Genomic DNA, 22,348 nt, shown 5'->3' on the forward strand with positions numbered 1-22,348 from the left:
TCGCTCAGGCGCCCTTCAGGCGCTTGTTGCATTCGCTGTAATAGCCACCGCCCTTCTGGATCCACTTCAGGCCGCCATTGCCGCCGGTGGCCTTGTTGGCGTTGTACTGGTCGACGCAGGTGTGCATGCGTCCCTTGCCTCCGGACTCCTTGGCGTATTTGGGATCGATGGCGTTCGGAAATACGGCGGGTCCTGCCGGCGCCGCCGGTGCCGCGGCGGGCGCCTGCTTGGCTTCCTTCGGCGCGGCCGGAGCGGGCGCGGCGGCTGCCGGCGGCGGAGCGGCGGGCGCCGCAGCCGGGGTCGCGTCGGCGCCGCACTGCGCCTTGCGGAAATCATTCCACTTCTGGCCGCCGAGGGTGCCGGCCGACTTGGCCGCCTGGTACTTGGCGCTGCATTCCTGCGCGGTCAGGGCCTGCGCCGGCGCGCTCGCCGCAAAGGCTGCAAAGCCCGACACCGCAAGCACGCACAACAATCTGGTTTGAATGGTCATCGCTGGTCTCCCGTCATCCCTGGTTTCCCGTTGGTTTCCCGTGGGGAGCATTGGCGTAAGACCATTATCCTAGCGCAACCCCGACTTGCGACAACGCGCCTGCGCGCCTGCGCGTTAAAATATTGTGGCGGCGGGACCGCTGCATGTTCATCCACGGTTCAGCATCGTCGCGCGACGTTTCGGCCCTCTTTCCCTCACGAGGTGCCCCATGAAGACGATTTCCACGCTCGCGTCCGCAACCGCCCTGGCCTCCCTGCTGCTGATGGGCGGAGCTTTCGCGCAAACGGCCGCGCCCGCCGCCAAGGACGCCGCTCCGAAGGCCGAGACCAAGGCGCCGGCCGAGAAGAAGCCGCGCACCGCCGAGTCGCTGGAATGCTCGAAGGAAGCCGACGCCAAGGGGCTGCACGGCAAGGAGCGCAAGAAATTCCGCTCCGAGTGCAAGAAGGAGAAGTCGGGCGGCGCCGCCGCTGCGCCCGCGGCGACGAAGTAAACATCCGGGCAGGTTTGATGCGATTCGCTCTTCCCATCGGGGAGGGCAGTCGCAACTGCGCTCGATCCCTCGACGAACCCGTGATGCCCGGCCTTGTGCCGGGCATCTACGTGTTGGATTGCGCGTGGGAAAGGCGTGGATGGCCGGGACACCTGCGCGAAGACGCGCTTCGCGCTTCTGCCCCGTCATGACGAATTTGTGGCGATACTGATCGCAATCCCCGGCCCGTTTCGAAGGGTGAAAATCTGTGCGCCGGGCGAGCCGGAGCGCAATGCTGCAAGCGCGAGATGCATTTGTCGCGTTCACGCGAATTTGCCATAAGGCGGCGTGACCCTGATCCGCGCTTCGATGGCAACGGCCATTCCCGACCGCAGCAAAGTCCTGAACGGGCTCGAGACCCTCGTCATCGGCACCGTCGGCGGCTTGCTGTTTCTGTGGGCAGAATTGCCGGGCGGCCTGATCTCGGGGGCGATGGTCGCGGTCGCGATCGCCGCATTGGCCGGACGGCCGCTCGCGGTGCCGGCGGTGCTGACGCAATCGGTGCTGCTGTTGCTCGGCATCTCCCTGGGCTCGCTGATGTCACAGCAATTGCTGCAGCACATGAGCTCCTATCCGCTCACCATCGGCCTGCTGGCGCTGGCGACGTTCTGCTCGACCTTCGGCTCGAGCCTCTATCTGCAACGCATCCATGGCTGGGACCAGACCTCGGCTTTCCTTGCCGGCAGCCCGGGCGCGCTGTCGCAGATCACGATCCTCGCCGCGGAAAAGGGCGCCGACGTCGCGGCGATCGCGGTGGTGCAGACCATGCGCGTGATCATCTTGACCGCGGCGCTGCCGCTGGTGCTGGCGCTGACCGGGGTGACGCATGCAGCGCCGCCGCCATTGCCGACGACGGTCGCCTCGCCGTTCGGCCTCGTCGCGCTGGTCGCCTTATCGATCGGCGTCTCGCTGCTGCTGCGCTGGATCAAATTCCCCGCCAGCTGGATGTTCGGCGCGATGCTCGCCTCCAGCCTGCTGCACGGCTCCGGGCTGGTCGATGGCGGCCTGCCGCCCTGGCTCCGCAACGTCGCGCTGGTCGGCATCGGCGCCATCATCGGCACCCGCTTCGCGCGGATGAAAACCTCGACCCTGCTCAGCCACGTCAATGCCGGGCTCGGCTCGTTTGCGATTGCCATCCTGATCTCGGCCGTGTTCGTCGCGGTGATCGGCTTCACCACCCATGTGCGGCTCGCCGATGTCGTGGTCGCCTTCGCGCCGGGCGCGATGGACGCGATGCTGGCGCTGGCGTTGACGCTGCACATCGACCCGATCTTCGTCGGCGCGCATCATCTGTCGCGCTTCCTGTTCGTCACCATCTCGACGCCGGGCATCATCCATCTGTTCGGCCGGCCGCAGGACGACGTCGACGATTAGCTCTACCAACCGTCATCCTGAGGAGCGCCACCGGGTCCGCGCGAAGCGCGGCCCGATGACAGGCTCCGCGCGTCTCGAGGGATGAACGGCCACCGGCCGGGCCGTGCATGCTTCGAGACGGCCGCTTCGCAGCCTCCTCAGCATGACGGATCGAGAGACGGGCGGGCTTTATCCGTGGAAGCGTAGGATGGGTAGAGCGCAGCGAAACCCATCGGCTTCGTTCCGCAGCAAGGATGGTGGGTTTCGCTTCGCTCTACCCACCCTACGGGCTTATGCCCGCGCGGCTCGCATCACGCCCCAGCCGGCGATCGCGGCCATCACGAGCGAGATCAGCACGTTGTAACCGGCCAGCGAGATGCCGAGGAAGCGCCACTGCACCTCGTCGCAGCGCACCACCTTGACCTTGTCGAGCTGGTCCAGCAGCGAGCCAGCCTTGCCGAAATCCACCATCGGGCCGGTGCAATCGGTCGGCCCCGGCCAGAACCCCCATTCGACACCGGCGTGATAGGTGCCGAGCCCGGCATTGGCGAGCGCGGCGAGGCCGAGGATCGCAAGGCCCGCGAGCAGCACCGGACGCGGCGCGCCGCGGGCGGCCGCGAGCGCCACCAGGGCGCCGAGCGGCACCGCGAGGTAATAGGCATAGCGCTGCTCGAGGCAGAGCGGACAGGGCGTGATCTCCAGCACGAGCTGGAAGAACCAGGCGCCGGCCAGGGTCGCCGCCGCGATCACGGCAATCGCCAGCGACGAGGTCAGCGCCGGATTGCCGGCGGCGGAAGCATGCGACGGATGGGCGGTGGCAATCGTCACGTCGGTCCTCCGGGGAGCATCGTTCGGGAGGGTCATGGGCCCTGCTCCAAGGTCGTCGATTGCGGTCGTATCGCGTGAAAATACCGCTGTCGAGGCGCGGGACAATCACATCCGCGCGGGTTGACCGTGACGGCCGCCGTCCGCCGCGGTCAGATCGCGTTCAGTCGGTGATGCGTGGGAACGCGCAGGCCCCACTGGGTCATCGCCGCCTGCAACTCATCGGAAAAGAAAAGACTCGGATTGAGCAGCCTGCGTTCATGTACGTCATCGAGATCGACGAACCGGACAATACCGTTACGCTCGCGCCTCCGTCTCGAAGTAGGTTGCCGCAGCCGCGGCCAGGCTTGGGGACAGTGGCAGCGGCTGCCGCCGCCGGGCAAACTCTTCCGTGACTGCCATACGGACGGCAACGGCCTTGCGTCGTCCTCGGGGTCACACCCACCGGAAATTCCGCTGCCGGGGTGCGGGACATCCCGCCCGCGCGGGTTGACCATGACGGGCCGCCCGCTATAGTCCGCCGCGCTTCGCGACCCCGGCCTTCCCGGCCGGGACCGTTGCGAATGCCCCTGTGGCGGAACTGGTAGACGCGCTCGACTCAAAATCGAGTTCCGCAAGGAGTGCTGGTTCGATTCCGGCCAGGGGCACCATTCAGCGCAGCCGTAGCCGACAAGCCATCCGCATGAAGGCTCGTCCCGGCGTAGCCCGAAGGGCGAAGCCGAATCCTGCCGCTGGGCGCCATTCGCGTGCGATCCAGGCCGTAAACATTCCAAAGACCTCCCCTTAGCTAGAGGGGGCCGGTTTCCTGCCGCGTCCGAGCGCGAATTGACCGACCGGGCCCTCCACGTGGAATTCAAGCCCCGTCATTTTTGCAAACAGATCGATGTTGCAGGTGCCGATTGCGCAGCCACCAAGGCCCATGTCGGTCGCCGTCAGATAGAACGTCTGGATCAGGTTGCCGACGTCCTTCAGGATCAACGAATATGCGATTGAGCTGTATTTCCAGGAGATCCGCCCAAAGCGCGCGGCGATCGTGATCAAGACCTGCGGTGGACCGGATGCGTCCATGGCAAACTCGGCCGCCGTAGAAAGCGCTTGGAGTTGTTGGGCGGAGGTGTCGATCGCGACAAGCGCGTGGCTGCCCGCGTCATAGTGGTAAAGTCCACGTGCAAGCTCCCCGCAGTTCAAGACCGCCAAGTATAGTTCCAGCTCATACGCGCCGCCTGCCGACGGATAGGGTCTTGCGCTGTAGGTGACCTCGGGACCGCCGTCAAAATCTGCGCCGATCTTCCATTCCGACAGCACGCGGGCTGTCGTGTCGAGAAACTGCGCGAGCTCGGCGAGCGTGACCGGATGCTGGTCGTCGAAATCTCGTATTGAATGGCGTTCGCGCAACAGCTTCGCGAAGTGCGAGACAGACCCCGACGTGGAGAATTTGCCGAGGTCGATCTTCTTGCCGGGCCAAGGCGGGCGCACCGCGGGTAGCGGTGGAACGACGCCCGCATGGGTGAACGCGCCGCCAACTGGATTGGTGTGCCGGCCCTCCGTGCTCCTCGTATGAAACACGAGATCGTGGAAGTCCCAGAGAACGAGATTGCCGTCGCCTTCATTCACCCGAAGGCCGTCGCCGTCTTTCGCATTGAGCCTAATCAGCATCTTGCTGTCGAGCAGCAATCCGAGCAGATCGAGGTTCGCGGAGGCCGCATGGCGGCGAAGCTCGCTGATCTTCTGAGGCCGCGACAGGGCAGCGAGGGTGGCAGCGATGGCGGGATCGAAAATCCGAAACAGCGCGCCGGCGCGCGGTGATTCCAGCACCATCTCGCTGCCGCGCCGGCGCAGATAGGCGAAGCGCGACAGCACAATGGTATCACCGTTCCCCAGCTTTGCACGTTGTGGCCAGTATTCGGCGACCTGCGGCTCGATGACCACGAGGTCTTGCTCGTCACGCGGAGAGCATAAGCGGTATTCGAGAAGTCCATGCCCTGCCAGTCGCCGCACGAGGGCATGAACCTGCCTCGCGAGGACGCCTTTGCCCGCAAAGGAGGCGAGCGGCAGGCCGCTGGTGAGATGTCCCGCACGGTCGACCGCTGCCGCACTGAATTGTCCCAGATTGATCGAGTAGCCGCCCAAGCCTGCAGCGATGCTTCCGTCCGCCTGCATGTGAAGGGAGCAACGACCGTTCAATCGGGCGACGATGACGGGTGCGATCTTCCTGAGCTTCGTTTTCCGGAAGTTGCGCAACGAGCCAGCCTTCAGGTGTGTGGAAGGAATGGCGTGAGCTCGCTTTCCAGTCGCGGACGATTCAGCAATCCGAGCTTCATCGGAACATCGTAAAGTCGGCCGGGCGCGAAGCGGCGATAGAAATGTCGCAACCCCGGAACGAGCACTCTGACGACGGGCACCTGGACATCGGGCCGCGTCTGGTCGAGCACGAGGAAATCAAATCCCGCGCCGGTGGCAATCTCGATGCAGGCATTGACCTGGTCGCGCGCGTTGTCGTGAACCTTGAGGCTCGGCGCCGACGGCACGATCGGATTGTCGCTGGGGATCAGGAACGGATAATCGTCCAGTCGCAGCGGCGTGACACCGTCCAGCGTCGGCTTCTCGCCACTTCCGCCGCCCATCATGCCAATCGACATGAACTGGGTCAGTTCGGTGAGGGAACGCAGCAGGGCTATGCGGCGATCGAAATGTGAGCCGGAACCGAATTCGATATTTTCGTGTCCGTTCTGCATCCAATGGATGATCGCCACGTAAGAGGGAATACCGAGATCGCTGGTGATGTCGAGCACCCAAAGCCTGCGCCCCGCATCGGCAAGCTGGGCTTGCAGATCCCGCACATAGGGATCTTCGAATTGCGCGAGGTCGACTTCTGCACGTTGCAGCCGGTTGTACCACCAGATCGCGTAGGCGTCGCGTTCGACCAGTTCGAGGAAGCCTTGAACGATGGCTTCCTCCCGGGTGTTGCCGGCCGCGCATCCGTTGGAATCCGTGTGGAAGCCGCCATAGAAGAAGTACAAGAGGCCCGTTGGAAGATGTTTGAAACACTTGTCCCGTAACGACCAGACCGGCGACCACTCCGTCTTGGTCGAGGGATCGAGCGGCTCAGGCACCAGATGTGAATCGTCCGGCTGCGAGGTATGTCTGTTTTGAAACTGCGCGTTGCTGAAAAGCTGTACTTCGTTGGGAAGAAGAGCGGCGCCGGGAGCGAAATCGACAAAGCGGCGCTTCGTCCTGATCTCGTCGCCCTGGAAAATACCCGAATAGCGCTCGATCGCCTCCATCAACGCGCTGGCCTCGCCCTGCTCGGCTGTGGAGCCCTTGCCGAAGCTGCCGCCGCTCAATCCGGATCTGAGCTGGTCGACGTTCCAGGCCGGCGCCGAGAAATTGTGGTAGGCGAAAAAGTTCGTGTTCATCGGCAGATCGGCCTCGATCCGCTCGAGCCGCGAGACGACGCCGGTCAGCGGACTGACGTGCTTGCGGAACCGTGCTACGGTGGCTCGCGACGTCACGGCGCGGTAACCGCCGCTGGTCATGACGAGCTTTCCGCCCTCCGCGATCTCGATCGGCGCTGCCGCCCGGCGCGGACTCTGCAGCTTCCTGCTGCCGCAGGTAGGACACTGCGGGCGTCGCGCGACGTAATGCTTGGCAATGACGGCACCGGTCAGGTCGAAGCTTGCGATGTGATCGCGCAGATCGGTACGAAATCCCGAGGCAATCGCTTTTGCAATTTCAACAGCAGCGAAGTGGATGCCGATCTGTCCGACGGCGTCGCCGACCAGGGGCGATACGGCGACCACCTGCGCCGCTCTGCGATCGAGAAATCCCTTGATCTCCCGATTGCGTATCATGCGATCGAACAGGCAAGTCCAGCAGGCGCTCTCGCCCGGCTTGAACACGGGTCCCACCAGCGGAAACACGCCGGACGGCTGCGCCAGCAGCCAGGGCGTCCCATCGCCAAAGCGCTTTCCGTTCAATTCGACGAGCCGCCGGTCAAGATAGTCGTTCGCCAGTGTGATCGTGAGCTTGGGCGACCGCTTGGTGATCCGAACACCGAGCTTGCTCAAGGCCGCGGCAAGTTCGTTGGCGCCTTTGACATCGATGGCTTCGACCCGCACGGGGCAATCGCGGAGATTCTGTTTTGCGACCTCTGGGGGCAGGCCGAGACTCGCCCAATATCCATCGACGGCGCCTGCGAACGCGTGCGGCGCTCCGCTTACGACATATCGGCGCTCCAGCAGCCGCCTGATCGCTTCCTCGATCTTGTCGGCGGGAAAATTCTTTGAGAGCTGCCGAACGATCTCTGGTGCAGCCTTACCATTTTTGCCGATCGCCGCGGCCACCGCACAATAGAGATCACCATGCAGGAAGAATTTGCGGTTCTCGGAGTAGAGGCAGACCACATCGGGAGGAATCACATAAGCGGTAAAGTTCGGCGCGAATCGCAAAATGCCCTTGCGGCTCTGCCTCGCGGTGCGGCTCTTGCCATTGACTGTCATCGGGGCGGCACGCTGATCCTGTTGCAGTCACTTCCGATCGCCGGAGCGCGGCAAACCATGGCATTGCGCGACTTGTGCGCCGCGTTCGGCCACCGGCATTCTGCGAGCAATTTGGATCACACTCGCCCACCGTCGGCAAGCTGATCAGCCAGGCGCGGCGAATGTATAACGAAAGCAAAAAATTGGCCGGGTCGTTCGGGCGCCCGGCCAATGAAATCGCGACGTGTCGACGCCCAGTCAGTGAGCGCTAGCACCAGCGGCAGCGGCCCCAGGATGCACAGCAGCCTGCGCATGAGACCAATGGCACGCCTACGCCGATCCAACCAACGCCGCAGCCGCCACATCCACCGCAACCGACACCGCAGCGGCAGCCTCTGCAGGCCCTGCATCCTCCGCACCCCCTGCAGCCTCCGCAACCTCTGGCGCCTCCGCAGCCACGGCAACCACCGCATCCCCGCGCGAGCAGCACGCGGCCTCCGACGCTTTCATCGTCGATGAGATTGAGGTGGAAGGTGGCGAGACTGACGTCGGCGAGTTCTTCCTCACTGAGCGTCGTCATATGGCCCGGCGCGAAGTTCGGCTTGTGTTGAACGTCGCCGGAGGGCACGGCGGAGGCATATGCGCTGCCCGCGAGCGAAAAAGTCAGACCGGCTAATCCCAGCGCCGGTACCGCGGCGTTGGTCGTTCGCTTCTTTCTCGAAGCTTGCTTCGCCCGCTGCATGGCCGCATCCTCCCAGTTTGGAAGAAAGGACTTCCGAAGCACGATCTTACGCCGAGCGAACGAGGCAGACAAGAATTACGGTATACACAAAATGTAATAGAGCTCGTTCTGATTGCATTCATCTTCATGAACGATATCGCGCAATTTGGTCGATTAAATCGACAATCCGCGCCCGTGGAGCGGATTGCAACGGGTGCAATTTGATGCAGTGCGCAATCGTCGGCCCGCTTGAACGGGGAAATTAGCTTGGTCGATCAACTCGGACGCTTCGCCTGGTATGAGTTGCTGACGACGGACATGCCGGCAGCAGCTGATTTTTATGGCAAGGTCATCGGCTGGGCGGTGGAAGATGCGTCGACTCCGGAATTCGCCTATACGCTGCTTACTGCAGGCGACGCCCCGGCAGTTGGACTCATGCCTCTCCCGGAAGAGGGGCTGCGATTGGGAGCGAGGCCGAGATGGGTCGGCTACATCGCCGTCGATGACGTGGATGCGAAAGCCGTGCAGATCCGCCGTCGTGGGGGCGCCATTCTGGTAACGCCGACCGCCAGCAATATTGGCCGAATTTCGGTGGTCGCCGATCCGCAAGGAGCGACGTTTGCACTGGTTTCCGGGCTGACATATGGCCAACGGCAACCCAGCGGATTGGACGAGCCTGGGCGCGTGGGCTGGCACGAGTTGCTGGCTGAAGACCGGAACAAGATCTTCCCGTTTTACGGCGAGCTTCTTGGCTGGCAGAAGGCTCACGCTGAAACCGGGCCGGCCGACCTGTACGAATTGTTTTCGGCGGCCGGCCAGACGATCGGCGGAATGCTCACCAAACTTCCGAGCGTATCGCAACCCTGCTGGCTCTATTACTTCAATGTCGACGACATCGGTGCGGCTGCCAAGCGCGTTGATGCTGGCGGGGGCCGGGTCCTCCAAGGTCCAATCGAGTTGCCCGACGGTTGCTGGATCTTGCGATGTGCCGATCCCCAAGGGGCTCTATTTGCGCTACAGGGAGCTTGGGATCAGAAAGGCACTGAGCGACCCTCCGCCTCGGAACTCAATTGGTCCGCCAGGTGGGGTGATGTCGCTTCGCAGGGCAAATTGGTCCTTCACAAGACCAAGCGATAGGTCGGAAACGTGTCGACCTTGTCCGCAGCAGAATTATACAGGTATTTGAATTAGGTAGATTGCGCATTTGTATTCTGAATGGTGCACCACGCTTCGCCTTTGCAGGCTTCGCGTGGCGCGGCCGCGAAGCCTGCAAGGGCGAAGCGTGTCCGGCGAAGCTCGAGCAACGCGAAAGCGAAGACGGACTGTTTACAATCACCACACCGCACTGACTCACGATCGGCAGCCGATCCTAGGCTAGCCGGCTCGACAACGCGTCGCTGTCCGAGAGCACAACCGCGGTGATCAAATTAGCAGCCATTGCGTGGACCAAGCCTGACGTCTTCGGCAGTGTCGCGGCCGCCTGACGGGACGTACCGGCCATATTTTGGCCATAGCCCGTTTCTTAAACGCCTGCGCGGGCCATGCCCCGCCTTCGTTATGCGTCGCCTGACCGATGCGGTCGCTTCGCAAGCCAATCGCAGATCATCGCTGCGCTTCCCCCCACAACATGGATGGTCTGCCAACAGCAAGAAGGACTTTGTAATGCGTAAACTTCTCGCCGCTGTGGCGGTTCTTTTGGCGTTCGCTTCAACTGCCGAAGCCCGCGGCCGTCACCATCACCATCGGCACTCTGCACATTCCGGTCGCCCAGCTGCGTGGTGCGGCTGGTTCATGCGCACCCAGGTCGGCAGCGATCCCGGTCCGCAATTCAATCTGGCCCGATCCTGGGCAAGCTACGGCACCAATGTCGGCGGCCCCTCGGTCGGCACCATCGTGGTTTGGCGTCACCACGTCGGCAAGATCGTGGGTCAGGAGAACGGCCAGTGGATCGTGCAGAGCGGCAACGACGGGCATGCCGTGCGCACGCGGCCGCGCTCGCTGGCTGGCGCCATCGCATTTCGAAATGCCTACGCTTCGTTCTAAAGCGCGATGAGATTGGGTCGAATCGTCATCGCGCTTTGGCCTCTTGTTTGAGCATGATCTTTTCGGAAGACCGCTGCGCACTTTTCCGGATGATGCTTTAGGGAACCTCGACGCTTCAGCTGACATGCGAGCTTGCGACAGCCGGGCGGTATACGAACCGTTCATGATCGCACCTTACGCTGCAGCAGGGTTTCGCCCTGAAGCCCTCAGACGGGCGCCGTCATCTGTGTTGACCAGATGGCGGCGCCTTTTTCAGGAGCCAATTGGCTTGCCCCAGAAGTCGAAAAAAGTTGCGACGGCCGCTCAGACTGTTTCTTACTGGTCGGCCGCTTACGTCAGTCTCTGCAATGGCGTGACGGTTTTCGCTGTGACCGGCGGCGTGCTCGGGTTTCTGCTGGTCGCCAAGCACTATCTGTGAACTTCAGCGCTTTCCGAGACTCCTCAGATACGCGCAGAACATGTCGGCCATGGCGTCGGCATAGGTCGCGATCTCGGCGGGCGTTCGCGGGCTCTCGGAAAAATCCTTGCCCACCGTGCTCAGCGTCGTCGTGATCAAATCGCCGGCCATCGCGCGCACCGCGCCGGACGCTTTCGGCGATGCCGCGCGCATGAACGCTTCGACGATGCGCTCGCCCGATGCCCGTGCCGCGCGCGCCTCGGGCGCATCGCGATAGAGCGGCGCGGCGTCGCTGAGCGCGACGCGCACCGCGGCCTCCTCGCATTCGGAGCGGATGAAGGCGTGCACCAGCGAACGCAGCCGATCCAATGGCGGCCGCTTGGCATCCTCGAGGATGTCACTCAGCAGGCTGGTGGTCTGCCGCCTGCGACAGGGCAATATGCGCGAGCTCGAAACCGTCGGCGACATCAAGTCGGCCATCAACATCTCCGACGATGCGCTGCTGAAGGAGATGTTCAAGGATTGGGGGACGTTTCAGACCCGGCTGGCGCAAGCCATCGAGAAGAAGTCGCCAAGCGACGTCAGGCAGACGCTCGAGCCCTGGCTGAAGCGCAACAAGGACTTCATGAAACAGCTGCTCGTCGAAACCCAGGGTAAGGTGGAGAAGCTGCGGCCGCTGGAGGCCCGCTAGAGCACAAGGAGCGCAGATCCGCTTCGGCCGGACCCTGCCGCTCAGATCATCGCAGCGACACGTTCGAGGCCAATCAGGCGCGCCAGCGAACGGACCTCGTTCTTCTGATCCTCGCGGAGCTGGAACAGCAGCGGCATCGCCGCCGACTTCAGCTGCTGGACCTCCTCGGAGTCCGGATCGATCGGCATGCTGCCGGATGCGAGATCGCCCTGGCGCTTGGCGTGGATCTTGCGGGCGACGGCGCGCAATGCGGTCTCGACCGCCGGCCAGTAATATTCCTGCGACGACGACAGCTTCAGCCGGTCCTTGATGCCGGCGATCTGGGCGTCGCTCAGCAGCGCGTAGCTCTTCTGCGGCGCCGGCTTGGCGGCTGCCTTGGACTTCGGCGGCGCCGGGGCGACCGGCGCGGGTGCGGGCTCGGCGATCTTCGGCTGAGCCGCATCGACGGGGTCGGTGATCTTCGGCAGGCCGACATCGGTCGGCTCGATGGAGGCATAGGCCTGGCGCACCGTGTCAGGCGCGCCCGGAATCGCGGCTTGGGCCCGCAACAGGAGCGGAGACGGATTGGCGGAAGGCTCAATCGGCTGGGGTGCCTCAAACGAGGCCGCGGCAAGCGTGCTGACCGCGAGCTTGTCCTGCTTGCTGGCACGGTTGGCGACCGGTCCAATGTCGGCCTGCGCCGCCGGCAGGCTGTCACGGCCCAAAATGGCTGTTACCGCGGCGCTGGCGAGGAGGAAGCATGTCAGCGCGGCGAGGGTGATGGCTCTGGTCAAAAACTACTCCATTGCCGGCCGGTGTCACCGCAAACTGCGCGCGAAATGCGGCGGTACCGTGCCGTGACGACGCCAAATAGGTGAAATTGTCCCGAAACGGCCGGAAAATCAGGCCGCGACGTCGAGCTCATAGGCCTCCTGGATATCGGCGACGATCTCATGCGCCGTCCAGAGCGCGCCGGGCTGGACCGTGTGCATGCTGACCGTCCAGTTGGTGCGGCGGGTGCGCGGCGTGCTGACAATGTCGAATTCGACCTGACGGCACAGCGGATGCCGCTGCAGGGCGTAAAACACCCGGGTCCGGAGCTCGTCGAGCGATGCCGGGGTCTTGGAGAGCGCCTCAAAGGCCATGTCGCATTCCCACAAACTGCCGGGCGACCAGCCGTGGCGACCCGTGACGCTATTGTTGGGACTGGCATGGTTAATGTCGCGTTAAGCGGATGGGCGGGATTTGAGTGCTGCTATTTCGCGAACCAGCGCGCTTTCGAGCAACCGGTTGGCGCGAAGGGAACGCGTCAAAGCAGCGACTCTAGAGCCGCACCCGCGCGCTCGCCGCCTCATACTCCGCGATCGTCTGCGCCACGAGTTCGTCGACGCCGAGCACCCCGGTCACCCCGGAGGTGGAATGACCGCCGCTCCAGATATCGCGCCAGCGTTTGGGGCGGCTTTCGCGGGCGCCGATGTCGATGTCCTTGCCGATGTCTATCGCGCCGCGTGCCGGCAGGTCGTCGGGATCGAGACCGGCGGCCTCGATCGAGGGCCGCAGCATGTTGGTCTGCAGGCCGGTGAACGCCGTCGTGAGCATGACGTCGTCGGCGGTGGAGTCGACCAGCATCTGCTTGTACCTGCCGTCCGCCATGCTCTCGCGCGTCGCGATGAACTTGGTGCCCATATAGGCGAGGTCGCAGCCGAGCGCCTCTGCGGCGCGGAGCGCGTGGCCGTCGCTGATGCCGCCGGCAAGCACGATCGGTCCATCGAAGAAGCCGCGCACAGCGCGGACGAACACGAACGGATTGAGCCAGCCGGTCTGGCCGCCCGCACCCGCAGTGAGCAGCACGAGCCCGTCGGCGCCGGCTGCTGCTGCGCGCTCGGCATGGCGGATCGAGGCGACGTCGGCGAACACCAGCGCGCCGGCATCGTGCAGAGGGCCAAGCACCGGCGCGGGCGAGCCGACCGAGGTGATCACAAGCTCGGGCTTGTGCCGCAGCAGCACGGCGAGATCCTGGGCCAGCCGCGTGTTGGAGCGATGCACGATCAGGTTCGGGCAGATCGGCGCCGCGGCTCTACCGCTGGCATCGGCATGCGCCTGCAGGCGGCGCGCGATGTCGCCGAGCCAGGCATCGAGCTGTTCCGTCTCACGGCAATTCACCGTCGGAAACGAACCGATCACGCCGTTGCGGCAGGCCGCTACCACCAGTTCGACACCGGAAACCAGGAACATCGGTGCTGCAATCAGCGGCAGCCGCAGGCGACCGCGAAAACGCGCGAGAGGATCGGCGGACAAGTTGTTTCTTCCCATCGTCATTGTGTTAGCGTTGCCGCCAACATTGGCACGACAAAAGCCAAAGACAAAGGCGGGAGGGACAACCAGATGAGCAATCCGCTCTATGCATTTCCGGCGGTGTGCGAACAGACCCTGCGGGCGCTGGCGCGCTATCCATCGCGCACCGCCTTCGCATGGCCGGGCGGCTCGCTCAGCTATCAGGGCGCGACCGACCTGATCGGACGCATGCAGAGCGTGTTCATGCGGCTCGGCTTTGCGCCTGGCACCCGCGTCGCGCTGCTCACCGCCAACCGCGCCGACAGTTGGTGCGCCGGCGTCGCCGCGCAATTGTCGCGGCTCGCGATCACCTGGCTGCATCCGCTGGGCTCGCTCGACGACCAGCTGTTCCAGATCGAGGATTCCGAAGCGCAGATGCTGATCGTCGACGGCATCACGTTTCGCGATCGCGGCGGCGAGCTCACGGCGAAGGCGCAGGGCCTGAAGACCGTGTTCACGCTCGGCCCGGCGGATTACGGCGCCGACCTGTTGCAGGTGGCTGGGGACGCCGGCAGCGCAAGCGCGAAGAGTTTCGCCCGCGCCGACGACATCTCGACCTTGAACTACACCGGTGGCACGACCGGCAAATCCAAGGGCGCGCTGCGCTATCACCGCGAATATGGCGGCTTCGCCGCCGCGATCCTCGCCGATTTCGAGATTCCGGAGACGCCGCGCTACCTCACCGTGGCCCCCATCAGCCATGTCGCGGGCACCAAAGTGCTGCCGACGCTGATGCGCGGCGGCACCGTGCACATGCTGAAAGGGTTCGATCCGGAGGCCGTGTTCACGACCATCGCGCGCGAGAAGATCAACTTCACGCTGTTCGTGCCGACCATGATCTATGTGATGCTGGATCATCCCGCGCTCGACAAGACCGACCTCTCCTCGCTCGAACTCCTGCTCTACGGCGCGTCCGCGATGTCGCCGAGCCGGCTGGTCGAAGGCATCGAGCGGATCGGCCCGGTGTTCTCGCAGCTTTATGGCCAGACCGAATGCTATCCGGTCTCGGTGCTGCGCAAGGCGGATCATGACCCGAAGACACCGAACCTGTTCCTGTCCTGCGGCTTCCCGATCGCCGCCTGCCAGGTCAAGATCCTCGATCAGGACGACGAGGAGGTCGCGACCGGCGAGGCCGGCGAGATCTGCGTGCGCGCCACGCATGTGATGGCCGAATACTGGAAACGGCCCGACATCACGGCGGAGACGCTGAAGAGCGGCTGGCTGCACACCGGCGACATCGCGCGCATGGACGAGCGCGGCTACATGTTCATCCTCGACCGCAAGAAGGACATGATCGTCTCCGGCGGCTTCAACATCTTCCCGCGCGAAGTCGAGGATGTCTTGTCGCAACACGCCGACGTCGCGATGGTCGCCGTGGTCGGCGTGCCCGACGACAAATGGGGCGAGGCCGTCACCGCAGTCGTGGTCGCGCGCGAGGGCGCTGCGCCCGACGCCGACGAGCTGATCGGACTGGTGAAGGCGAAGAAGGGCTCGGCGCACGCGCCGAAGCAGATCCAGTTCGTCAAGGAGCTGCCGATGACCGGCGTCGGCAAGGTCGACAAGAAGGTGCTGAAGGCGCGCTTCTGGAGCGGCCGCGACCGCATGGTGGGGTAGGATGCTCGCACGACGATTGCTGGTCCCGTCATCCTGAGAGGTTGAGACGCTTTTGCTCCGCCGTCATTGCGAGGAGCGAAGCGACGAAGCAATCCATCTCTCCGACCTGCCGGGCTATGGATTGCTTCGCTTCGCTCGCAATGACGCGGATGGAGCTGTGCGCACCGTCACCCTGAGGCGCGAGCGGAGCGAGCCTCGAAGGATGCACGGCCCCGATGTTTCAGCTTGCGCTATCTCCGCTTGCGGCAGCAGCCGGGCCGGCGCCCTTCGAGACGCCGCTTCGCGGCTCCTCAGGGTGACGGGGACAGAGTGGAAGGCGTGGCGAGACTGTCGGCGCTGGCGGCAGCAGCTTGCTGACCGGTGCCCTGCCCGAGCAACTGATCGAGCCGGTCGCGCAGCTGATCCTGGTGGTAGGGCTTGGCCAGCCGCGGCAGGTCGACCTGGGTGCCGTCGGGCAGTTCGGCATAGCCGGTGGCGAGCAGCACCAGAAGCTGCGGCCGCACCTTGCGCGCAGCGGCGGCGAGTTCGATGCCGGTCATGCCGGGCATCACGTGATCGGTCATCATCAGGTCGATCTCCTGGTCGCTCCTGAGGATTTCGAGCGCCTGCGGTCCGGAATTGACGCCGATCACGCGGTGACCGAGGTCCTCCAGCATTTCCATGGTGGACATCGCGATCAACGGATCATCGTCAACCAGCAGGATCACCGCCGAGCGCTTGACCGTCTGCGCTGCAGGCGCCGGGCTCTCGACCTCCGGCACCGCCGTTGCAACCGGCAGCACCAGTGCAGCCGTGGTGCCCTTGCCGACCGCGCTCGACAGCTCCAGCTCGCCGCCGAGCTGCACGGCGAGCCCATGCACCATCGACAGGCCGAGCCCGGTGCCCTTGCCCACCGGCTTCGACGAGAAGAACGGCTCGATCGCGCGCTTCAGCACGTCCGGCGACATGCCGGTGCCGCTGTCGATCACCGAGAGCTTCAAATAGTCGCCAGGCTGCAGCGCCGGATCATTCTTCGCCTGCCAGGCCGCGAGGCGGATCTCGATCACGCCGCCATCCGGCATCGCGTCGCGCGCATTGATCGCAAGGTTTAGCACCGCGAGCTCAAGCTGGTTGCTGTCGACGCAGGCAAGCGGCAGCCCCTCGGGAATGTCGAGCCGCAGCATGATGCGCGGTCCGAGCGAGCGCTCGAGCAGATTGCTCATATCGCGCACCAGCGCGCCGAGATCGACCGGCACCGCGCGCAGATCCTGCTGCCGCGCGAATGCCAGCAGCCGCTGCGTCAACGACGCGCCGCGCTCGGCGCCCTGCAATGCGCCGTCGACCAGCCGACGCAGGCGTGGGTCCTCCGGCAAGCGCTTGCGCAGCAGATCGAGATTGCCCATCACCGCCATCAACAGATTGTTGAAGTCGTGCGCGACGCCGCCGGTGAGCTGGCCGATCGCCTCCATCTTCTGGGCATGGCGGAGCTGTTCCTGCGCCCGCTCGCGCGCCGCGACCTCCTTCATCAGGTCGGCGGTGCGCTGCTCGACCCGCTGCTCCAGCGTCGCGGTGAGTTCGGCGAGTGCGGTGCGCTCGGCGGCAAGCTGCGCCAGCAATGCCTCGCGCTCGATCTCCGCGGTCTTGCGTGCGCTGATGTCGGAGCAAACGCCGACCAGCGAGCGGATGCCGCCGTCGGGCCGACGCACCGCACGCGCGCGCACGTCAACCCAGTGCTCGGTGCCGTCGGGCCAGATGTTGCGGTATTCGATCTGATAATCCGAGCCGGTGCGCAACGTTTGTTCGACGATCTCGCTCCGGCGCGCGCGGTCGTCGGGATGCACCGCGGCCAGGAGATCCTGATAGGTGAAGGTATCGCCCGGCCTGCGCCCGAAATATGTCTTGCAGGTCGGCGACGCCTCGAGCTCGAAATCCGGCAGGTGAAGCTCGAGCGCGCCGAGATGACCGGCATTGAGCGCGGTCTGCAGCAGACCTTCGCTCTCGGTCAGATCCTCGAGGATCTGACGGGTCTGGTATTGGCGGCGGCGGCCGCGCACCGTCGCGGCGACCAGGCTTACCAGCGTGGTCGGATGAAACGGCCGCTCGATGAAGGTGACATTGCCGAGCGCCCGGCCGAGCCGCGCGGCTTCGGGATTGCGCTCGGGTCCCCCCTTCTCGCTGATCAGTACGATAGGAAAATCCGACCATGACGGCTGCTCGTTCAGCCAGTGCGTCAGGCCGGCGAGATCGGCGGCACTGATCACCTCGTCGGCAATGATGGCAAGGCCCGCTCCGCTTGCGATCTGGCGTTCGAGCTCGGCGAGATCACCGCAGATGTTGGCGTAATAGCCAGCTTCCTTGATCAGGTGGGCAGTCTTGACGGCGTCCCGCTCGCTCGCGGCGAGGATGACCGCGCGTTCCGAGGACGGACCAGGCTTCATCGCGTCTGTCCCTGCGGCGGCCGGGCGTCGACACCGTCCGGCACATCACACAACCGCCGGACGGCCATGGCCACGATGCCGGCGGCGGGATCAATACGCATCATGGGACCCCCTAACGGGAGCGAAACTCGCACCTGCCGCCAACCGTTCCCGGGAAGCGGAGTTATTTTTGCCGCAGGGGCAGTCGCTTGGGACTGCCCCTCGGCCGTGGCCGCAGGATCAACGAGCGCGTCCTAGCGCCGCTCGATGACCAGGCTCTGGACCGCCTGGCCGAAATAGCCGCGCTGATCGGCGAGCCGCGACATTGCAAGCCCGGCGCCGTCGGGCCCGATCCAGGACTGGCCGTCGAGCAGGATCCAGTCGCCGACCGGCTCGCGCGCCAGGCTCACCGAGAGATCGGCGTTGATGAAGGTCCATTGGCTGAAATCGAGCGCCGGCGAGGTGCCGTTGGAGAAGTCCGAGGCAACCACCGCCCGCATCGCCTGCGAGACGGCGGCGCCCGCAATCAGCGGGCGGTCGACGCGGAACCAGATCGCGCCAGGTCCCATCACGCCGAAGCGGCCGCGCGCGGCCCGCATCGAGATGCATTTCACGAACGGACTGTTCGCAAGGTTGCCCGGCTCGATCATACTTTCGTCGGGGCCCGGCAGATCAACGGCAAGCGGGGTGATGTCGGGCGGCAATTCCGCCGTCTGTTGCTTGATCTTGAGCACGCTGGCCGAAACCACGAGAACGCCGTCGGCAAGCAGCCTGACGCCACAGAGCTGGATCTTGCGGCCGTCGCGCAAGATCTCGCTCGAGACGGTCAGCGGCGCCACCGGCACCGGGCGCATCAGGTCGATGGTGACGCGCGCGACGCGCATCGGCACCGGCGTCGGGAGGGCTTCGGCCGCCCACACCACCAGCGCTGCCGGTGCGGAGCCGTGCTGCATCCGCGGATCCCACGGACCCGCGGCGTCAGGACTGGTGACGACGCGGTCGCCGTCAACGCGAAAGATCGGCTCCATCAGGCGAGCGCCGGATCGACCGCGTCTTCATACTCTTTCCTGAACCGGCCAATCAGCTCGGCTGCGGGCACCACCTTGGAGATGCTGCCGACGCCCTGGCCGGAGCCCCAGATCTCCTTCCAGGCCTTCGGCTTGGCGCGCTCGCCGGTTGCATCGGTGCCGAAGCTCATCTTCGAGGGATCGGAGGTCGGCAGGTTTTCCGGATCCATGCCGGCCGCGACGATCGACGGCTTCAGATAATTGCCGTGCACGCCGGTGAACAGATTGGAGTAGACGATGTCCTCGGCGGACGAATTGGTGATCATGTCCTTGTAGCCCTCGACCGCGTTTGCCTCTTTGGTCGCGATGAAGGCCGAGCCGATATAGGCGAAGTCGGCGCCGATGATGCGCGCCGCGCGGATGGCGCGGCCGTTGGAGATGGTGCCTGACAGCGCGATCGGCCCGTCGAACCACTGCCGCGTCTCCGCCACGAACGGGAACGGCGACAGCGTACCGGCATGACCGCCGGCGCCGGCCGCGACCAGGATCAGGCCGTCGGCGCCCTTCTCGATCGCCTTGTGCGCGAACTTCTGGTTGATCACGTCGTGGAAGACGATGCCGCCCCAGCCGTGGACCGCCTGGTTGAGCTCCTCGCGCGCGCCGAGCGAGGAGATGATCATCGGCACCTTGTGCTTCTCGCAAAGCGCCATGTCGTGATCGAGCCGGTTGTTCGACTTGTGCACGATCTGGTTCACCGCGAACGGCGCCGACGGCCGCTCCGGATGCGCCTTGTCATAGGCGGCGAGCTCTTCCTTGATCCGGTACAGCCATTCGTCGAGCAGCTCCGGCGGCCGCGCGTTCAACGCCGGAAACGAGCCGACCACGCCGGCCTTGCACTGCGCGATAACGAGGTCGGGCACGGAGATGATGAACAGCGGCGCCCCGATCACGGGAAGAGACAGGCGGCCCTTGAACAGAGCAGGCATGGACATTTGAAGCGGATCCTCAAGTGTTGGTCGTTGATTGGTCTCGAATGCTGATCGTCATACCAACAAGGCAATCTTTCCAGTGTCAAGTATTGCGTTTTGGCGCTGCAAAAAAGATGACAAATCCTCATCCTGAAACCGTGTTTTCGCGGGCGCCTGGCATCCCAGACGCAAAGCCTGGCCGCCGCTATTGGCAGACCGCCCGTGTCACGAAATTTTCCGTCCTGCAGTCGTTCGGGCCGCGCTTGTGGCCCGGCAGATAGACCAGCGGCGAGCATTTCTCGGAGGCGTCGGTATCGATGCCCTTACCTTCCCGAAACCCCTTGCTCTGGCACAGCCGGTCGGCGCCGATCTTGCAGTCCGGCGCACCGTTCGAGGCCACCACGCAGGCCGCGCGTCCGGTCACCACCGTCGAGGGGCGCGCGATGTTCGACAAATCGTTGATGGTCTCGCCGGGGCTCTTCAGCGGCGGCAGCGCCGATTTCGACTTCTCGAACAGCTTTCCGATTTCGTTGATCAGCCCGGGATTCTCGCGCTCGACCGGCGCGGGCGGCAGCTCGATCTGTTGCTCCTGCGAAGGCGCGATCGGCTGCGCCGGCGACTGCACGCCAAGCGTCGGCGGCGCTGTCTGGGCCCGGCTGTGGTCGAGGGTCGTCAGTGTCATCGGCAGCGCAAGACCCGACAGCACAAGACCGGCCAGCGCAATGCGCGCCCTTGCGCGCGTGGGCCTGACAAGCGTGAGCCCGGCAGGATCGAGCAGGTCCGCAATTCCATCAGCCATCGCGCTGAGCGTAACCCGAAGCCGCGCGCAGGCAAAGCCGCAAGCGGTCGGTCGCTAGATCAGCTTGAATGCGACAACAAAGCCCAGCACCAGCACGATCGCGCCGATCGCGACCCACAGGCCGAGCCGCTTCTCGAGCTCGGCGCGGATGAAATCGCCATAGCGATTGAGCAGCACCGCGACGAAGAAGAAGCGGCCGCCACGCGCGACGATCGAGCACAGGATGAACAGCCAGATGTTGTAGCCGGCAAAGCCCGAAGTGATCGTCACGAGCTTGTAGGGGATCGGCGTCAGTCCCTTCAGCAGGATGATCACGGCGCCCCATTCGGCGTAGGAGGCGCGGAACGCGTCGACCTTGTCGGAGAGGCCGTAGAGATGGATCAGCCACTGCCCGAGCGAGTCGTAGAGCAGTGCGCCGATCGCGTAACCGAGCACGCCGCCGGCAACCGACGCCACCGTGCAGACCGCGGCGAACCACCACGCGCGCTTCGGCCGCGCCAGCGACATCGGCAGCAGCATGATGTCGGGAGGGATCGGGAAGAAGGAGCTCTCAGCGAAGGCGACGGCCGCGAGAATCCACAGCGCATAGGGCCTGTCGGCCGCGTCGACGCACCAGTCGTAAATCCGTTTCAACATGGGCGCGATGAACCATCATGGAGCGGATTTGTCCATGCCGGGATTGAGCTGAATCTGGTTGATTTACGGCTACCGTTTGCGCAGCCGGTTCTCCAGCGCGACAATTCGGCGCCGAACCACCGGGACCGGCGCGGGTTTGGGCAGCTTGACCGGCGACTTCGGCAGCTTCTCGGCGATCCCGAGCAGCCGCTCGCGCCGCTCCATCTCGCGCCAGACATCCTCCGGCTTCACGCCGGCCGACGCCCAGAGAACGGCGAGATTGTAGAACAGGTCGGCGCTTTCGCGAATGACGGCATCCGACTTGCCGCTCACGGCGTCGATCACCACTTCGATCGCTTCCTCGGCGAGCTTCTTGGCCATCTTGGCCGGGCCGCGCTGGAACAGCCGTGCCGTGCGCGACGTAGCCGGATCAAGATCCTTGGCCGCGATCACCGCCTGGTAAAGCCGCTCGATCGAATCACTCATGCTTCGAGCCTAATCGAAACGCGTCGCCAGCGTGTTAACGGCGACGACGAAAAAATCCACCGGCCCGCGGCCGGTGGATTGGATGCTTTGTGACAGTTCTGAGAACCGCCGACCGCCGTCAGTACGGCTGATACGGCAGTTGCGAGCGGCGCCCGTAATAGCCGCGGTAACCATAGTACGGTCCGCCGCCATAATAGACCGGGCCGCCACCATAGTAGACGGGACCACCGTAGTAGCCCGGGCCACCATAGTAGCCGTAGGAGTCGTAATAGTCGCGGCGGCTCTGAGCAGCGGCGATCGCGAGGCCCGTGCCGACGATCCCGGCGAACGCCGCCGCAGCCGCTGCGCCACCGCCGCCATAGTAGCGACGGCGGGCACTGATGTCGGTCGCGCCGCTCGTGCCTTGTGACGTCGTCACAGCGGTCACCTTGCCTGTCTGAGCAGAGCCTGCGAACGCCATCGTCGGCTCGACGGCCGTCAACGCCACCGCGGCAACCGTTGCCAATGTGGCTGCGCGGCCAATGGACGAAAAAACACCTTTTCGCGCAAACATTGCAGTCATCCTTTGTGGAAGCCGGCCCGACGGGCCTTGGTTAGCTAACCCACTGCCTCCAGATTAGGTT

Annotated in this window: 21 protein-coding genes, 1 tRNA gene and 1 pseudogene; 8 read left to right on the top strand and 15 right to left on the bottom strand. The window is 64.6% G+C overall.

The genetic code is table 11. The features are described from left to right. Window positions 1-4: 4 nt before the first annotated feature. Complete coding sequence (locus tag J2R78_RS12070) at window positions 5-490, bottom strand: hypothetical protein (protein ID WP_253604582.1); 486 nt, start codon at window positions 488-490, stop codon at window positions 5-7. 208 nt (window positions 491-698) lie between these two features. Between J2R78_RS12070 and J2R78_RS12075 the strand changes: the two genes are divergently transcribed. Together J2R78_RS12075 and J2R78_RS12080 are read left to right on the top strand one after the other, a co-directional pair. Next, a complete protein-coding gene (locus tag J2R78_RS12075) occupies window positions 699-980 on the top strand; it encodes a PsiF family protein (RefSeq protein WP_168857374.1) in 282 nt (93 codons plus the stop codon). Window positions 981-1,307: 327 nt separating this feature from the next. Then, the gene (locus J2R78_RS12080; protein WP_375167014.1) at window positions 1,308-2,393 is read left to right on the top strand and encodes an AbrB family transcriptional regulator; all 1,086 of its coding nucleotides are present in this window, start codon (window positions 1,308-1,310) and stop codon (window positions 2,391-2,393) included. A 270-nt stretch (window positions 2,394-2,663) separates the two neighbouring features. Here J2R78_RS12080 and J2R78_RS12085 read toward each other — a convergent pair whose 3' ends face one another. Further along, window positions 2,664-3,236 (bottom strand): disulfide bond formation protein B, encoded by a 573-nt coding sequence (locus J2R78_RS12085; RefSeq protein ID WP_253604583.1) that lies wholly within the window; start codon window positions 3,234-3,236, stop codon window positions 2,664-2,666. A 526-nt stretch (window positions 3,237-3,762) separates the two neighbouring features. Between J2R78_RS12085 and J2R78_RS12090 the strand changes: the two genes are divergently transcribed. Continuing rightward, window positions 3,763-3,847: transfer RNA gene (locus tag J2R78_RS12090), tRNA-Leu, on the top strand. 133 nt (window positions 3,848-3,980) lie between these two features. Here J2R78_RS12090 and J2R78_RS12095 read toward each other — a convergent pair. Then, the gene (locus J2R78_RS12095) at window positions 3,981-5,357 is read right to left on the bottom strand and encodes a SagB family peptide dehydrogenase (protein WP_253609806.1); all 1,377 of its coding nucleotides are present in this window, start codon (window positions 5,355-5,357) and stop codon (window positions 3,981-3,983) included. Between the two features lie 92 nt (window positions 5,358-5,449). Continuing rightward, window positions 5,450-7,696 (bottom strand): TOMM precursor leader peptide-binding protein, encoded by a 2,247-nt coding sequence (locus J2R78_RS12100; protein ID WP_253604584.1) that lies wholly within the window; start codon window positions 7,694-7,696, stop codon window positions 5,450-5,452. Window positions 7,697-8,663: 967 nt separating this feature from the next. On the opposite strand from J2R78_RS12100, the gene J2R78_RS12105 reads away from it, so the two are divergent. The 3 genes from J2R78_RS12105 to J2R78_RS12115 all read left to right on the top strand — a co-directional run bounded on the left by J2R78_RS12105 (window position 8,664) and on the right by J2R78_RS12115 (window position 10,857). Next, window positions 8,664-9,533: a VOC family protein gene (locus J2R78_RS12105; RefSeq protein WP_253604586.1), complete on the top strand. Its 870-nt coding sequence runs from the start codon at window positions 8,664-8,666 to the stop codon at window positions 9,531-9,533. A gap of 654 nt (window positions 9,534-10,187) precedes the next feature. Then, window positions 10,188-10,439: a hypothetical protein gene (locus J2R78_RS12110; protein ID WP_253604589.1), complete on the top strand. Its 252-nt coding sequence runs from the start codon at window positions 10,188-10,190 to the stop codon at window positions 10,437-10,439. Between the two features lie 163 nt (window positions 10,440-10,602). Continuing rightward, complete coding sequence (locus J2R78_RS12115) at window positions 10,603-10,857, top strand: hypothetical protein (protein ID WP_141340215.1); 255 nt, start codon at window positions 10,603-10,605, stop codon at window positions 10,855-10,857. A gap of 3 nt (window positions 10,858-10,860) precedes the next feature. Here the strand turns inward: J2R78_RS12115 and J2R78_RS12120 are convergent. Beyond that, window positions 10,861-11,259: pseudogene (locus J2R78_RS12120) on the bottom strand (TetR/AcrR family transcriptional regulator); the annotation flags it as partial. Between J2R78_RS12120 and J2R78_RS12125 the strand changes: the two are divergent. Then, window positions 11,231-11,527, top strand: coding sequence for a hypothetical protein (locus J2R78_RS12125; protein ID WP_253610078.1), 297 nt, complete (start codon window positions 11,231-11,233; stop codon window positions 11,525-11,527). The pseudogene J2R78_RS12120 and the gene J2R78_RS12125 overlap by 29 nt on opposite strands. Window positions 11,528-11,568: 41 nt before the next feature. On the opposite strand, the gene J2R78_RS12130 is transcribed toward J2R78_RS12125, so the two are convergent. From J2R78_RS12130 to J2R78_RS12140, 3 genes are all read right to left on the bottom strand, one after another. After that, entirely contained in the window at window positions 11,569-12,300 is a 732-nt protein-coding gene (locus J2R78_RS12130) for a hypothetical protein (protein ID WP_253604590.1), read from the bottom strand. A 108-nt stretch (window positions 12,301-12,408) separates the two neighbouring features. Next, window positions 12,409-12,651, bottom strand: a complete 243-nt coding sequence (locus J2R78_RS12135; protein WP_076825188.1) for a hypothetical protein — start codon at window positions 12,649-12,651, stop codon at window positions 12,409-12,411. Window positions 12,652-12,829: 178 nt separating this feature from the next. Beyond that, window positions 12,830-13,825: an NAD(P)H-dependent flavin oxidoreductase gene (locus J2R78_RS12140; RefSeq protein ID WP_375167015.1), complete on the bottom strand. Its 996-nt coding sequence runs from the start codon at window positions 13,823-13,825 to the stop codon at window positions 12,830-12,832. A gap of 66 nt (window positions 13,826-13,891) precedes the next feature. Between J2R78_RS12140 and J2R78_RS12145 the strand changes: the two genes are divergently transcribed. Then, window positions 13,892-15,454, top strand: a complete 1,563-nt coding sequence (locus J2R78_RS12145) for an AMP-binding protein (protein ID WP_253604593.1) — start codon at window positions 13,892-13,894, stop codon at window positions 15,452-15,454. Window positions 15,455-15,744: 290 nt separating this feature from the next. Here J2R78_RS12145 and J2R78_RS12150 read toward each other — a convergent pair whose 3' ends face one another. The 7 genes from J2R78_RS12150 to J2R78_RS12180 all read right to left on the bottom strand — a co-directional run bounded on the left by J2R78_RS12150 (window position 15,745) and on the right by J2R78_RS12180 (window position 22,278). Then, on the bottom strand, window positions 15,745-17,871 hold the full coding sequence (locus J2R78_RS12150; RefSeq protein ID WP_253604595.1) for a hybrid sensor histidine kinase/response regulator: 2,127 nt from the start codon (window positions 17,869-17,871) through the stop codon (window positions 15,745-15,747). Window positions 17,872-18,104: 233 nt separating this feature from the next. Beyond that, window positions 18,105-18,878: a thioesterase family protein gene (locus J2R78_RS12155; protein WP_253604597.1), complete on the bottom strand. Its 774-nt coding sequence runs from the start codon at window positions 18,876-18,878 to the stop codon at window positions 18,105-18,107. Continuing rightward, the gene (locus J2R78_RS12160) at window positions 18,878-19,849 is read right to left on the bottom strand and encodes a nitronate monooxygenase family protein (protein WP_253604599.1); all 972 of its coding nucleotides are present in this window, start codon (window positions 19,847-19,849) and stop codon (window positions 18,878-18,880) included. The genes J2R78_RS12155 and J2R78_RS12160 overlap by 1 nt, the downstream gene beginning before the upstream one ends. 181 nt (window positions 19,850-20,030) lie before the next feature. Further along, complete coding sequence (locus J2R78_RS12165) at window positions 20,031-20,624, bottom strand: hypothetical protein (RefSeq protein ID WP_253604601.1); 594 nt, start codon at window positions 20,622-20,624, stop codon at window positions 20,031-20,033. Between the two features lie 54 nt (window positions 20,625-20,678). After that, window positions 20,679-21,260 (bottom strand): YqaA family protein, encoded by a 582-nt coding sequence (locus J2R78_RS12170; protein WP_253604602.1) that lies wholly within the window; start codon window positions 21,258-21,260, stop codon window positions 20,679-20,681. Between the two features lie 69 nt (window positions 21,261-21,329). After that, window positions 21,330-21,725, bottom strand: coding sequence for a phosphoribosyl-ATP diphosphatase (hisE, locus tag J2R78_RS12175; RefSeq protein WP_028342591.1), 396 nt, complete (start codon window positions 21,723-21,725; stop codon window positions 21,330-21,332). A 118-nt stretch (window positions 21,726-21,843) separates the two neighbouring features. Further along, a complete protein-coding gene (locus tag J2R78_RS12180; protein ID WP_253604604.1) occupies window positions 21,844-22,278 on the bottom strand; it encodes a hypothetical protein in 435 nt (144 codons plus the stop codon). Window positions 22,279-22,348 lie beyond the last annotated feature (70 nt).

Origin of the sequence: Bradyrhizobium sp. USDA 4538 (assembly GCF_024171045.1) — a bacterium.
Lineage (GTDB): Bacteria > Pseudomonadota > Alphaproteobacteria > Rhizobiales > Xanthobacteraceae > Bradyrhizobium > Bradyrhizobium australafricanum.

Coding starts and splice junctions, on each gene's coding strand:
- J2R78_RS12070 (WP_253604582.1), bottom strand. CDS start 490: ATGACCATTCAAACCAGATTGTTGTGCGTGCTTGCGGTGTCGGGCTTT.
- J2R78_RS12075 (WP_168857374.1), top strand. CDS start 699: ATGAAGACGATTTCCACGCTCGCGTCCGCAACCGCCCTGGCCTCCCTG.
- J2R78_RS12085 (WP_253604583.1), bottom strand. CDS start 3,236: ATGACCCTCCCGAACGATGCTCCCCGGAGGACCGACGTGACGATTGCC.
- J2R78_RS12095 (WP_253609806.1), bottom strand. CDS start 5,357: ATGCAGGCGGACGGAAGCATCGCTGCAGGCTTGGGCGGCTACTCGATC.
- J2R78_RS12100 (WP_253604584.1), bottom strand. CDS start 7,696: ATGACAGTCAATGGCAAGAGCCGCACCGCGAGGCAGAGCCGCAAGGGC.
- J2R78_RS12110 (WP_253604589.1), top strand. CDS start 10,188: ATGCGCACCCAGGTCGGCAGCGATCCCGGTCCGCAATTCAATCTGGCC.
- J2R78_RS12115 (WP_141340215.1), top strand. CDS start 10,603: ATGATCGCACCTTACGCTGCAGCAGGGTTTCGCCCTGAAGCCCTCAGA.
- J2R78_RS12125 (WP_253610078.1), top strand. CDS start 11,231: ATGTCACTCAGCAGGCTGGTGGTCTGCCGCCTGCGACAGGGCAATATG.
- J2R78_RS12135 (WP_076825188.1), bottom strand. CDS start 12,651: ATGGCCTTTGAGGCGCTCTCCAAGACCCCGGCATCGCTCGACGAGCTC.
- J2R78_RS12140 (WP_375167015.1), bottom strand. CDS start 13,825: ATGACGATGGGAAGAAACAACTTGTCCGCCGATCCTCTCGCGCGTTTT.
- J2R78_RS12145 (WP_253604593.1), top strand. CDS start 13,892: ATGAGCAATCCGCTCTATGCATTTCCGGCGGTGTGCGAACAGACCCTG.
- J2R78_RS12150 (WP_253604595.1), bottom strand. CDS start 17,871: ATGAAGCCTGGTCCGTCCTCGGAACGCGCGGTCATCCTCGCCGCGAGC.
- J2R78_RS12155 (WP_253604597.1), bottom strand. CDS start 18,878: ATGGAGCCGATCTTTCGCGTTGACGGCGACCGCGTCGTCACCAGTCCT.
- J2R78_RS12160 (WP_253604599.1), bottom strand. CDS start 19,849: ATGTCCATGCCTGCTCTGTTCAAGGGCCGCCTGTCTCTTCCCGTGATC.
- J2R78_RS12165 (WP_253604601.1), bottom strand. CDS start 20,624: ATGGCTGATGGAATTGCGGACCTGCTCGATCCTGCCGGGCTCACGCTT.
- J2R78_RS12170 (WP_253604602.1), bottom strand. CDS start 21,260: ATGTTGAAACGGATTTACGACTGGTGCGTCGACGCGGCCGACAGGCCC.
- hisE (WP_028342591.1), bottom strand. CDS start 21,725: ATGAGTGATTCGATCGAGCGGCTTTACCAGGCGGTGATCGCGGCCAAG.
- J2R78_RS12180 (WP_253604604.1), bottom strand. CDS start 22,278: ATGTTTGCGCGAAAAGGTGTTTTTTCGTCCATTGGCCGCGCAGCCACA.